Genomic DNA, 12,528 nt, shown 5'->3' with positions numbered 1-12,528 from the left:
ATCGCTTTCCATGATAGTACGCCGTATCTTGAAGGGAAACTTGAGTTGAACATGCTTGAGTCATCCTGACCACCAGTGCGCGAAATCTAAATTGATAAAGTAAGCCTAGGTACCAATTTAGAGACCGCCAAATACTTGGGTGTCCTGTATTTTTCACATCACATTAGTCTGTAGGGAATTTTTGCTTCTGATGTAGAGCTCGCATAATACGGATAATTGAACCTTCAACCCAATATGAAACAATCATCGAAACTTCAGAAATAATGAGTAGTCTGCCTTGAGCGCCTTCACGTTGCACTCCCATTAAAGGTTGCTCAAGCAAGTTTTCGACTTTGGCTTCAATAATATTATCGGTTCTTTCAGCTACCTCTGGATTAAAGTCGTAGAGGAATTCAAAGATCTTCTCTCGATCATTAAGAGACTCTTCTTCCCATAAAATCATTGTTGACCTCGGCTACGAATCCTCGCTTTACGGGCTTCCATTCGAGATTTGGCTGAATCATTGTTAATAAACACCGCTTTACCAGAGTCATACTTTTCAAAAGCAAGTTTTACTTGTTCCGTTAACCAAGCATCATGAGATAATGCCTTTCTTTGATGCTCTGCCATTTGTTCTGTCAGTTCACGGCAAGCATCACTAAGAGTGCGACCTTGGCTCTCAGCCAGTTGCTGAGCTAGGCGTTTTGTTTCGTCATCAACACGAAATTGGATTCTAGCATCCATGAGTAGTTCCTTGAAAAGCACTGTACACACAAATGTTAGCACCAGCGCGCTAGATGGCAACTAACGAGCCTTTAAGATTTCACGATGCTTTCACTGTACACGTTCAATGAGAGCCAACTACAGAATTTATCGCCTGCATCCAAGGTTTTTCCGGAGCTGATTTTCCTTTAAATCACAACACCTCGAATACATTGCTCAGCTTAATTATTGGTTAATTGAACTCGAATTTAGGGGATGTTTTGAATAGGGAGCGGCTTTAGGGCAAGCAATCACAAATTGTAACGCAGTTATCGAGCGTTTTAACCAGCTAGGATGCGCAATTATTTACAACGCTTGGTATTATGTATCAATAATCAACACCATCGGCACGCTAATAAACATACGCTCGATTATTTGAGTTTAATCCCATCAGTGTCAATATGGGCTTTGCTGCGCTTTCATTGAGTTTTGCAGTCGTTGCTTCAAACGGTTTGAGTTCATATAAACGGCCTAGTGATAAGGTCAAAGACAAGTATAGTATGAACCTTAAGCTATCTAATCATTCGAGCAATGTCACTCTTTCGATATTCATCAAGGCCGTTCTTTTCGTCTTTTATTTAAGGTCGTGCCCTTCTGTTCTCCCCTGCATATTTTTCTCACCCAATTCCTGTCTTTAAAGCTCTTCGCTACTCGTTTACCCGCATCCCGAATCTGCTCTTAGCTCTTCGTATCTCGTTTACTCGTATCTCGCATCTATAAAAAAGCCCGCACTTTGAAGTGCGGGCTTTCAAAATCATTAAAGCTCAACGTGAACCGCTGAGCCAAACAACTATTTAACTACTGACTATTTAACGATCACATCGCCTGACATTTCAGCTGGGATATCAATACCAGACAGAGAAAGCATCGTTGGTGCTAGGTCAGACAGCTTACCGCCCTCTTTGAACTCAACGTCTTTGTTACCTACGTAGATAAGTGGCACTGGTAGGTTAGTGTGCGCCGTGTGGATGCCGCCCGTTTCTGGGTTTACCATCATTTCTGCGTTACCATGGTCTGCTGTGATAAGCAGTTGGCCATCGGCTTCTTTGATTGCTTCAACCACTTTGCCAAGACATTCGTCTAGCGACTCTACCGCTTTAACCGCTGCATCGTATACGCCAGTGTGGCCAACCATGTCACAGTTAGGGAAGTTACAAACGATAGCGTCGTATTTGCCGCCTTTGATTGCTGCAACAAGCTTTTCAGTTAGCTCTGGTGCGCTCATTTCTGGCTGTAGGTCGTAAGTCGCCACTTTTGGAGAAGCAACAAGCTGACGCTCTTCGCCTTCAAACTCGTCTTCTTTACCGCCGTTGAAGAAGAACGTCACGTGTGCGTATTTCTCTGTTTCAGAGATACGTAGCTGCGTTTTGCCTTCTTTCGATAGCCATTCACCGTAAGTGTTCTCTAGAGAAGCCGGTGGGAATGCACATAGCAGTGGAATATCGGCTGCGTATTGAGTCAGCATCACGAAATCGATCGCTGGGAATACGTTACGAGCAAAACCATCGAAATCAGGAACGAATGCACGTGTAATTTCACGAGCACGGTCAGCACGGTAGTTCATGAAGATAACCGTATCGCCATCAACGATAGCGGCAGACTCTTCACCTTCCGCTTTGATTTCAGTCGCTTTAACGAACTCATCGTTTTCGTCACGAGCGTAAGCCGCTTCTAGGCCAGCTACTGCAGTGTCGAATGTGAACTCTGCTTTTGCTTGAGTCAGCAGGTCGTAAGATTCTTGAACGCGATCCCAGTTGTTATCACGGTCCATTGCGTAGTAACGACCAATAAGCGAAGCAACACGACCTTTCCCTAGCTTAGCGAACAACTCTTGGAAACGTGCCAGTGTGTTTTCAGCGCTACGTGGTGGCGTATCACGACCGTCTAGGAAAGCGTGTAGGTAGATTTTCTCTGCGCCACGCTCTGCTGCCATTTCAACAGCGGCGTAGATGTGATCTTCATGAGAGTGAACGCCACCTGGAGACATAAGGCCCATGATGTGAACCGCTTTCTCAGCTTTCACCGCTTTATCGATAGCGTTAACCAGCGTTTCAGTTTGGCCGAATTCGCCGTCTGAAATGGACTTAGTAATACGAGTAAGATCTTGGTATACCACGCGACCCGCACCAATGTTGGTGTGACCCACTTCAGAGTTACCCATTTGGCCATCAGGTAGGCCTACATCTAAGCCAGAAGCCGAGATTAGCGTGTTAGGTTGGTTAGCAATAAGACCGTCTAAAACTGGAGTCTTAGCGTTCGCGATAGCGTTGTCTTGGTTGTCTTCACGGTAACCGTAACCGTCAAGGATCACTAGAGCCATTGGCTTCTTAGCTGACATAGGACTGACCTCGTTCAATTCAAAATAAATCGGTATAAAAACAAATTAGCGTAATTTTACTACAGTTTACAGTCAAAACTGTAGCGGAAGATCAAGAAAGGGCGCAGGTAGGGAGGCCGGACATGAAAAAAAGCATCACTTTAGGAGAAGCTAGTATCCAGAATACATTGAAGTTAGATCAGATTAAATGGCGGCCAAAAGAGCACTCAGTTGAGTATAGATGAACATCAATACTTAAGTAACCATACTTAGAAATGTCCACTTAACAAACGGGCTGGCAATGACAATTAGATGCATACCGATTAAAAAGGCACACATTTGTATTTAAGCGTGACACCAACGTCCCTCGTCAGTAGAATTACTAGCCAAAAAGTAATAGTATTCACATTTAGATTGCCTGTAGGAGCCAAACCTAAGGGCGGTAGCGTGTACGCTCTGAATAGCATTTGCTGCTTTTATCGCTAATATAGTAGGCTAACTCCGGACATCGAAATGAAAGAAAAATTCTTTAAGGGACGAATACACCATCGTGCTGTATGTACCCATGTCTTAATCCCCTTTTCAGTATTAATGTCCCCTTGTGTTTTTGCTTCTCCATGGATTGAGACCCAAGACCCATTTTTAAGAGCATCACTACACAAACTCTCAGACAACTTATTGTTACAGGCGCCAATTAGCAGTTACCCACTTCGTTGGAATACTGTGGGTGATCAAATAAAGCAAAAACACACCCCAGACAATACTCGTTTTGCTGTTCAGCATTTACGACATGCTATGAGCAACGCTCAGTTTGCTCGAGGTAATGTCATGGCTAAGGCCGTGTATCAATCAAGCCCTGAAACACACCTTGGATTTGGCTCTGTTGGAACAGATCACTGGGGTGTCTACTCGAGTTATGATCATATGGAAGATGATTTTTCCTTTCGTTTGAACATCAACTATGCCGACAGTATTGAGCCAAGTGCAGGTCAATCAGGTACAGAATCTGATTACGACACTCAAGCGAATTTTAAAGGCTCCCATCTCACATTAAATTCGGGGGCAGCCTTATTCACTATCGGCTATTTAGAGCGATGGTGGGGGCCAACTTGGCAACATAATTTGCAGCAAGGTAGCTTTGGTGAAACCTCCCCAACCCTTCAATTTTCTTGGGTTGGAGACAAAGCCCCTGTAATAGGTTTCTGGAACTTTGATTCTGCTGTCAACTACATAGACCAAGAGAGCAACTACCTTTGGTTAAATCGCTTATCAGCAAAACCACTGCGCGCTTTTGAGCTTGGGCTTAACTATCAATTATCGGATGCAGACAAGCAAGATGATGCATTGAACAGTTATGGTGTCGATGGTCGTCTTACCCTCCCGAAATTACAAAATTTATCACATGCTATCTATGCTAACTGGCAAGAGATTGAGCTAGGAGAAAAAACGTCTGCAATCACTTATGGTTGGGAAGGACAAGCTCATTATTGGGGTGCAGAATTAACTCTGGTCATTGAAGGTCAAACCGTCGATGAACAAGATCGAGATACTTGGACTGACGCACAACAACAACTATTGAACGATCAGACCTCAGTACTTTGGGGTGACAGCGTTTCTGTCGCTCTTTATGCTCAACTCATGAATGACCATCGAGTAAGTGTTGTTTACAGAGACTCCCAAGCGGAGCAAACCGCAGAGACCGCGACACAAATTGATTATCAAATCCCATTCCAGCAAGGCATGTTTAGCTTCGGAATCGGGTACGTAGATTACACATCACCAAATAAAACCATTGATGAGCCTAATTTTGTCTTTGGTTATGAATATCGTTACTAACTCGTATCGTTAGCAAGGAACCTAAATATCACATGAAGCTGTTTATTAAAGCCACGTTGGCAACATCGATTATTCTCAGTCAGTTTGCTTGGGCTAATCAACCAACGTCAGCGCAAATCGAACAATTTAAGAAACTACCAAAAGCTCAACAAGAGCAACTGGCTCGTCAATATGGTTTTGATTTAAGCGCCCTAAATTCGGGTTCATCACAATCAAATACTCAAGAACCGGTTGCAGCACCAGAAAGAACAACAACTTTACCTATTGAAAATAAAGAGAATAAAGACAAGATTGCCGAGCCTTCGGGTATTCAAGCTTTCGGGTATGATGTATTCAAAGGTACTCCAGACTCGTTTAATACATTCGATAGTGTCCCGGTACCAAACGACTACGTTGTTGGTCCTGGGGATGAAATTCGCATCCAAATGTTCGGTAAAGAAGATGGTGACACCTTAGTTACAGTCGATCGTAACGGTCAAATATCCTTACCACGTATTGGTCCTGTTAGTGTGTCTGGCAAATCATTCAGTCAGGTAAATGATGAGCTTGTCGGGTTAATCAAAGAACGTATCATTGGCGGTAATGTACTAGTTTCGATGGGCAACATGCGCATGATGCAAGTGTATATTACCGGGGAAGCGACGGTTCCTGGAGCTTATAACGTTAATGGTGTTACAACACTAACCCAAGCTTTAATTGCTGCTGGTGGCGTAAAAGAAACGGGCTCACTGAGAAAAGTGCAACTTAAGCGTGAAGGCAAAGTGGTTGCTGTATTAGATATGTACAACCTGCTTCTTAACGGTGACAGTAGTCAAGATGTTCGTTTAGAAAAAGGCGATACTTTATTCATACCACCTAAGAAATCGACCATTACCGTCGATGGTGAAGTGCTTCGTCCTGCACACTTTGAACTAACGAAACCAACATCGTTATCAAAAGTTCTGAGTTATGCTGGTGGAACAAAAGCAACAGCATATCTTGGCAGTGTCACCATAAAGCGTAAGACTCAATCTGGAACTGTTATGGAGACAGTAGATCTTACAAAATCCTCTGGTCAAAATTACAAAGTAAAAGACGGCGATGAAATCCATTTAGGCCTAGTAAGCGACTACCCAATAAATGCAGTTGGCCTGCGAGGTCAAGCAGTACGTCAGGGGGGGTACGAATATCGACCAGGTATGAGAGTCTCTGATATTGTGTCTTCAATTGACAAAGATTTAAGTGCTACGGCTGACCTTGACTATGCACTTATTGTTCGCGAAGTAGAACCACGCGGCGAAGTGGAAGTTCTTCAATTCAATCTAGGGAAAGCAATTACATCCCCAGGTTCTAAAAATGACGTTGTTCTTAAGAATCGAGACCATATCTTTGTTTTGACTAATGATATTGACACTGAATATTGGTTTGGAAAGAGTTCACGAAGTCAGGCTAACTTAGAGATTGAGAAACTTCAGTTAGAAAAAGAAAAAGAAAAAGAAAAAGCGTCGCAAGCAAATTCAAAAGTAGACAGTCGAATTGATGCTGAAACAGGGGCTGTCATTCATGGCGATGTTCAAGAACACGCTGACACTCAGACGAATATCTCAGATATTGTAAATACGAAAAGCCTATCGCATCGAGAAAGAGAACTTGAACCTATTATTGAACGACTTCGTTCACAGTCAAAAGAAGGCTCACCCGTAAAATTAGTGGAGATCAGTGGTGACGTAAAATACCCTGGCTTGTACCCATTAGCAAAAGGGATGAGTTCTGCAGACCTTGTTACCGCTGCCGGTGGTTTATTAGAGTCAGCCTTTACAATCGAAGCCGAACTGAGTCGCTTTAATGCTGGTAATGGTATGGACCAAACCGAAGTTATCAAGCATCAACGAATCGACCTAAGTGCGCTGTTAGCAGGTAACCCTGCGGCTGACTCCCGCCTAGAGTCTAAAGATCGACTGATTGTATTCAAAAAGCCCTCTTGGCAATCTGAGATGGTTATAGAGTTACAAGGTGAAGTTATGTTCCCTGGCAGGTATGCAGTAAACCGAGGGGATACGATTCAGGAAGTAATACAACGAGCGGGAGGCTTGACACAATTTGCTTACCCACAAGGCTCGGTATTTTCAAGAGAAAAGCTGAAAGTCCGAGAGCAGCGTGAAATGAAATACCTGCAGCGCGAATTAGAAACGCAAATAGCGAACCTAACGTTACGTAAAAACAGTTCATCGGCAAGTTTCTCATCTAGCCCATCAGAAGCGATGCAATTGGTTCAGAGTTTAAATTCAACACCAGCCTTGGGACGTATGGTGATAGATTTACCCGCTATTATTGAAGGTGATGAAGACGCGAACCTAATGGTAGCCAACGGCGATAAGCTTTACATACCTGAATTTGAAAAGACCGTTTCTATTATTGGTGAAGTTCAGTTTACATCGACTCACACTTTCGACAATGCTAAGACGGTGGATGACTATATCAACCTAGCTGGCGGCACCAAAAAGCAAGCAGATTCGGACCGAGTTTATGTGGTTCGTGCTGATGGCTCTGTGATGATTCCAAATAACTCATATTGGTTTAGCCGTAACAGCGAGTCACTTCGTCCAGGTGATACCATCATAGTACCAATTGATGTGGACTACCTAGATGGATTGAGCACGATCACCTCGGCAACTCAAATCATGTATCAATTGGGTGTTGCTTGGAGCGCGATCAAGGACTAGTGGCAACACTTAATAGCTAGTTAGTATCAAATGCATGCCTCCCCCTTTTTTGAATAAGGGGGGAGGGATAGGTTTAGACAACATTGCGTTGTCCTTAATAGAATGATGAAAATGTCGAAATCCCAAACTCCAAACAATGAAAATCAATATCCATTTCCTCCGGGCTATTTTCCGCAGCAACAAGCGGCCGATGATGAAATTGATCTAAGAGAACTATTCAAGGCGATCTGGCAGGGCAAATGGATCATTATCTTAACGACATTTGTCTTTGCTGTGGGGGGGGTATTGTTCGCGCTTTCTCAACCAAATACTTATAAGTCGAATGTCTTGCTAACCCCGACTCAATCAAGTAGCAGTGGCGGCCTTTCTGGCTCACTGGGCGGACTAGCTGCGATTGCTGGCGTAAATATAGGGGGAGGTGATACTGCAGATCCGAAGGTCGAAGCATTGGCTGTATTACAATCACGCAAGTTCATTGAAGCCTTCATTCAAAAACATGACCTTTTAGTCCCTTTAATGGCGATTGAGTCTTGGAACGAAGATTCCAATAAAGTTGCTTATGACAGTGAGCTCTATGATGAGACGTCTAACGAGTGGTTATTTGATGAAGATGAGGGGGAAACCTTAGAGCCGACTTTATGGGAAGCGCATAAAGCATTTAAAGATATCTTCAGCGTGTCAGAAGACAAAGACAACGGCATGGTGACTATCGCAATCATCAGTAAGTCTCCTTACATTGCCCAAGAGTGGGTAACGCTCATTGTTAAAGACATCAATAAATGGATGAAAGAGAAAGCGCTCTCTGAAGCCGGTTCAAAAATTGAATACTTAGAAGGGCAGATCAATCGAACCCAAGTCACTGAACTGCAAAACATGTTCTACTCTTTGATTGAAGAGCAATACAAAACACAAATGCTTGCCGAAGTTGACGATGAGTTTGTATTTAAGACCATTGACCCAGCAGTAGCACCAGAAGAGAAAGATGGACCGAAGCGTGCCCTTATTTGTGTGTTAGCAACGTTACTGGGCGGTATGCTCGGTGTAGCGATTGTCTTGGTTCGATTTGCGTTCAGGAAAGAAGAGGACGTGGAGGCTTAGGCTTAGGCTTAGGGCGATAAGTTTTCCAAGCTAGAGCGACCTAGCTGAAAAAACTCTAATAAAAAGAAATAAGATGCATACTTTTGGCAATCGAACATCTAAAAAGATCTGCCATTTGTATGCACCTCTCTCAAAGTCATCACAAACCTAGGTACTAGTACCAAGTAAACATAGAATCATAGCAAAAAGTCGCAAATTTACTCTTCTTCTTTCACCGTAAAATCTGCACAACTACTCTGATACTGCTGAAGTTCTGCACCTCCCCGTAACAAAAATCCGTGATAACGCGCTTTCACTAACTGGTAGCCTAGCGAAGGGGCATACCAAAACGTCACGCGCTCTGCCCCCGTCTGGTTAACCGGAATCACCTCTATCTCACCCCACTTAACGACTTTAATCGACGTCAAATCTTGGACCTCATAATCATAAGGCTCTGGCCCATCCGTGGCTTGACGAGTTAAAGAGAACGATCTATCCCCATCCAACACATACTGGCGTATCTGAACTGAAAGCGTGTCAACATCCCGAAGCGGCTCACCGTTATTTTGATACTCTGTGATTTCCCCATCAAGATCAACCCGCGTTTCACTGCCGTCATCAGAAAAACTCACTTTCATGTCTCGGCTCTTAAAGCCCGACACAACTTGATGAAAAGAGGTCGTCAGCCAGCTGTCACTCTCTTCCGACCAAGTAAGCGTTGCCTGTTGATCGTATTGAGTACCAATACCTAAAATACTGGCCTTACTTTGTGAGATGATAGTCGCGTTGGTTCCTTCCCACGATTCCGTACGATGCATATACCCGGTGCGAATACCACTTAAATAAATCTGATAGTAAGCGGTTCTCTCGCACTGCTGAGGGTGCGATAAAGCTTGTGGATGCGATGAATCTTGTAGCTGCTGTGGCTGCGCCTTTATAGCAGGACTGATTAGCAGCGTTACAGTTGCAGTTAAAACTAAACAGCCTACCGCTCGAAGCTTCATCATATGAACACCTTAAAAGACTTCATTGACGTTAAGATAAAAGGCGGTTTCATTCTGACCAACGCCCACATCGGCTCTTAAGTTAATTTTATCTTTGATACGAAAACGGAACCCCGTACCAACCGAGGTAAGAATATCATCATTGAGCTTAGACACTGAAGGCGCAACGCTGCCAGCAGCCCCCCAAAACACCATACCTAGCCGCTGAACGATCGGCAGTCGGTACTCTACCTGCCCCATCAACATGTGCTCATCACGGTAGCGCCCTTTAATATAGCCGCGCATCGCACTCGACCCGCCAAGGTCTGGCATCGCATACCATGGCACATCGCCTTCACTGAAAAGGCCTTGTACCTGCCACGCAACCAAACCCGGGACAGGATTAAGATTAATGTAGTTCGCCACATCTAAATCATAAAGGCTATACGTTTTGTCACTTTCAAAATTCTGATACAGGCCTGCATCAAGCTGGAACAACCAACCATCACTCGCATTCAAACGATAATCGCGCGAATCATACACACTTGATAACACCACACCGGCGCTTGTGCCTGATGGTAATTCATAAAATGGCGTTGAGCTGCTGTCATTGACTACATTTTCAAGTTTTTCAGCCTTGGCATACGTAATATCACCACCAACCCCTAGGTAATAGTGAGGACCCAATGCTGTCATCCACGTTGGCTTGAAAGAGTACAGCACCTCATCAAACTCATGTTTATTACTGTCTTTATCCCCGGCAGTAATACCTTTGCCGTAATACACCGACGCTTCGTTGTGAAGATCCACATCAAGAAGCAAACGCTGCTTGCCTTGATCAAAATAAGTCATATTCTCAATCGACACACCATAAGACTTATTCTGGGAAACAAACGAGTTTACCACCAGCGAAGAAGGTTGCGTTGACTCATCGGCACCATCGGTGTGATACAACCCCACCATCAAAAGCCCCACACCAAACTTTTTCTCAGGAGTGTAGTACGCCGTAGGTAGGTAGCTCATATCAATGGTTTTGCTGTCATCAAACTCACCATCCGCGCCAAACACATCCAAGACATCATCCACCCAGGTGTGCTCAAGATATTCTGGGGTTTCAAACAAAGGCTCAATAGGCTCAGCTAATACACCTGCACTGAACAGTGCTACGGATACTGAACACAATGGTAAAGAAGTAGACTTCATGGACGTCCTTGAAATAAATCGCAATAATATTTTTGGTAAAAATGAAAAGGCATATTAACTCTTTCGGCTTAACGCAGATCCACGCTCTTGCTCTCTTTAGGCGGGAACATCGACATACGACTCCGGTTACTTCAGCTCATCAAGAGTCGTAGCGACCACTTTCCCATCGCGCATCACGATATTCACCTGCTTCGACTCACCAAGGCAGCCGTCAGAAGCCCACATAACACCCAGTGTTGGGATCACAGCAGGTAACGTAACACACCCCGTTAGCGCCCACCAATGCGGTGCCTCTCGCAAGGTATAGTGATACTGTTGCTGATTGGTATTTTGACTCACTCGTTCAGGGGTGCCCAATTCCGCAGTCACTTCATCATGTGTCATTCCAGGACCAATGACTTCTAGTTTATCGACAGAGGCGCACCCACCTAACAAAGTGATGAGCCCTAGCGCACTTAACATTGTTTTCATTGAATCGTTGTCACACTTGATTAGAAAAATAACGAACATTATAGCCACAACTCTATCAAAAAAAAGTAAAAACCAGGTTGCTTCTCCGCGTCATTGACACAATAGTTAAGGTGTTATGCGGATAACGGATAACGCCCCTTTGTAACCTCTTATTACTTTTTAATGAAAATTTTTGAAATTAAATCTAATCAAGAATAAGACGCTTGTTAGGCAGGGGTTGATATCAGAGGATACTTCCAATACGGAAAACCACCGAACGTTATTTATAAACTAATGGCTGCCATATTAAGTTAGATAGAACACCTAGCAATACGCAAAGCTAAGTTTTAATCAAACACAGTTACTTGTTGTAAAAACGCTTATACCAAGATACAAACTCAGCGACGCCTTCTTTCACACTTACTTGAGGCCTAAAGCCAGTGGCTTGAAATAAGTCTTCAGTGTCAGCGTAAGTTTGATAAACATCACCCGGCTGCATATCTCGAAAATTCTTCTTAGCTTCTATAGCGAGCTCACTCTCTATCGCTTTGATAAAATCCATCAAGTTAACATGACCAATATTGTACACAGAGTAAGGAGCCATATCTGGACGTCCCCAAGAACCGTACACAGTGAAGAAACGTAAGCCAGTTGTTGGAACATCGTAAAAGTGAGAATAGCTATGAGCCATCAATTCATTTGACTTCTTTGTCGCTGCATAAAGTGATACAGGATGACCTACGCTATCAATAGTCGCAAACGGCACCTTAGAGTTCAGCCCGTACATCGAACTCGAGGATGCATAAACTAGATGCTTCACTTGCGATTGGCGACACCCTTCGAGAATATTAAGATGTCCTACCAAGTTAGATTCTGCATAAGCGTGTGGGTTTTCAATCAGATAACGTACTCCAGCTTGCGCTGCTAAATAGATGACTCTATCAAATTGCTCGTTTGAAAATAACGTCTCAATTGCACTACGATCGGCAATATCCATCTCAATAAAACGGAATTGAGAGTGAGAGATACGCTCAAGGCGAGCATGCTTCAAATTAACGTCAAGTAGTCGTTGATATTATCGATACCAACAACCTCGTGACCTGCCGCATTTAACTTTTCAACGGTCGCGCTACCAATGAAACCCACTGCACCTGTTACCAAATATTTCATATCCTGACCTGTTATTAAGTAGAGCTCACACATAGACAGGATCTTAAGA

9 protein-coding genes and 1 pseudogene are annotated in these 12,528 nt (G+C 43.7%); 3 read left to right on the top strand and 7 right to left on the bottom strand.

What is annotated here, in order from left to right; translation table 11 throughout:
* Nucleotides 1–163 precede the first annotated feature (163 nt).
* The 3 genes from AB4161_RS08070 to gpmM form a co-directional block, all read right to left on the bottom strand.
* Nucleotides 164–442, bottom strand: coding sequence for a type II toxin-antitoxin system RelE/ParE family toxin (locus AB4161_RS08070; RefSeq protein ID WP_372083162.1), 279 nt, complete (start codon nucleotides 440–442; stop codon nucleotides 164–166).
* A complete protein-coding gene (locus AB4161_RS08065; RefSeq protein WP_372083161.1) occupies nucleotides 439–723 on the bottom strand; it encodes a type II toxin-antitoxin system RelB/DinJ family antitoxin in 285 nt (94 codons plus the stop codon). Before AB4161_RS08065 ends, AB4161_RS08070 begins: the two co-directional genes overlap by 4 nt.
* An 823-nt stretch (nucleotides 724–1,546) precedes the next feature.
* Complete coding sequence (gene gpmM / locus AB4161_RS08060) at nucleotides 1,547–3,079, bottom strand: 2,3-bisphosphoglycerate-independent phosphoglycerate mutase (RefSeq protein ID WP_372083160.1); 1,533 nt, start codon at nucleotides 3,077–3,079, stop codon at nucleotides 1,547–1,549.
* Nucleotides 3,080–3,781: 702 nt separating this feature from the next.
* Between gpmM and AB4161_RS08055 the strand changes: the two genes are divergently transcribed.
* The 3 genes from AB4161_RS08055 to AB4161_RS08045 all read left to right on the top strand — a co-directional run bounded on the left by AB4161_RS08055 (nucleotide 3,782) and on the right by AB4161_RS08045 (nucleotide 8,694).
* Complete coding sequence (locus tag AB4161_RS08055; RefSeq protein ID WP_372083159.1) at nucleotides 3,782–4,894, top strand: capsule assembly Wzi family protein; 1,113 nt, start codon at nucleotides 3,782–3,784, stop codon at nucleotides 4,892–4,894.
* A 32-nt stretch (nucleotides 4,895–4,926) separates the two neighbouring features.
* A complete protein-coding gene (locus AB4161_RS08050) occupies nucleotides 4,927–7,596 on the top strand; it encodes an SLBB domain-containing protein (RefSeq protein WP_372083158.1) in 2,670 nt (889 codons plus the stop codon).
* Between the two features lie 111 nt (nucleotides 7,597–7,707).
* On the top strand, nucleotides 7,708–8,694 hold the full coding sequence (locus AB4161_RS08045) for a Wzz/FepE/Etk N-terminal domain-containing protein (protein WP_372083157.1): 987 nt from the start codon (nucleotides 7,708–7,710) through the stop codon (nucleotides 8,692–8,694).
* 197 nt (nucleotides 8,695–8,891) lie between these two features.
* Here the strand turns inward: AB4161_RS08045 and AB4161_RS08040 are convergent, their stop codons facing one another.
* The 4 genes and pseudogenes from AB4161_RS08040 to AB4161_RS08025 all read right to left on the bottom strand — a co-directional run bounded on the left by AB4161_RS08040 (nucleotide 8,892) and on the right by AB4161_RS08025 (nucleotide 12,479).
* On the bottom strand, nucleotides 8,892–9,680 hold the full coding sequence (locus AB4161_RS08040) for a hypothetical protein (RefSeq protein WP_372083156.1): 789 nt from the start codon (nucleotides 9,678–9,680) through the stop codon (nucleotides 8,892–8,894).
* Nucleotides 9,681–9,689: 9 nt separating this feature from the next.
* Nucleotides 9,690–10,859 (bottom strand): BamA/TamA family outer membrane protein, encoded by a 1,170-nt coding sequence (locus AB4161_RS08035; protein ID WP_372083155.1) that lies wholly within the window; start codon nucleotides 10,857–10,859, stop codon nucleotides 9,690–9,692.
* Nucleotides 10,860–10,985: 126 nt separating this feature from the next.
* Nucleotides 10,986–11,330 (bottom strand): hypothetical protein, encoded by a 345-nt coding sequence (locus tag AB4161_RS08030; RefSeq protein ID WP_372083154.1) that lies wholly within the window; start codon nucleotides 11,328–11,330, stop codon nucleotides 10,986–10,988.
* A gap of 340 nt (nucleotides 11,331–11,670) precedes the next feature.
* Nucleotides 11,671–12,479, bottom strand: a pseudogene (locus AB4161_RS08025) (SDR family NAD(P)-dependent oxidoreductase).
* Nucleotides 12,480–12,528: the final 49 nt, after the last annotated feature.

The sequence above is a fragment of the Vibrio sp. 10N.286.51.E5 genome (assembly GCF_041469125.1).
Classification (GTDB): domain Bacteria; phylum Pseudomonadota; class Gammaproteobacteria; order Enterobacterales; family Vibrionaceae; genus Vibrio; species Vibrio crassostreae_C.
Note: the sequence above shows the minus strand (reverse complement) of the source record. Positions and strands in the feature narration are given on the sequence as shown.

Excerpts from the sequence above, each read along its gene's own strand:
- AB4161_RS08070 (WP_372083162.1), bottom strand. The coding sequence starts at position 442 with ATGATTTTATGGGAAGAAGAGTCTCTTAATGATCGAGAGAAGATCTTT.
- AB4161_RS08065 (WP_372083161.1), bottom strand. The coding sequence starts at position 723 with ATGGATGCTAGAATCCAATTTCGTGTTGATGACGAAACAAAACGCCTA.
- gpmM (WP_372083160.1), bottom strand. The coding sequence starts at position 3,079 with ATGTCAGCTAAGAAGCCAATGGCTCTAGTGATCCTTGACGGTTACGGT.
- AB4161_RS08050 (WP_372083158.1), top strand. The coding sequence starts at position 4,927 with ATGAAGCTGTTTATTAAAGCCACGTTGGCAACATCGATTATTCTCAGT.
- AB4161_RS08045 (WP_372083157.1), top strand. The coding sequence starts at position 7,708 with ATGTCGAAATCCCAAACTCCAAACAATGAAAATCAATATCCATTTCCT.
- AB4161_RS08040 (WP_372083156.1), bottom strand. The coding sequence starts at position 9,680 with ATGATGAAGCTTCGAGCGGTAGGCTGTTTAGTTTTAACTGCAACTGTA.
- AB4161_RS08035 (WP_372083155.1), bottom strand. The coding sequence starts at position 10,859 with ATGAAGTCTACTTCTTTACCATTGTGTTCAGTATCCGTAGCACTGTTC.
- AB4161_RS08030 (WP_372083154.1), bottom strand. The coding sequence starts at position 11,330 with ATGAAAACAATGTTAAGTGCGCTAGGGCTCATCACTTTGTTAGGTGGG.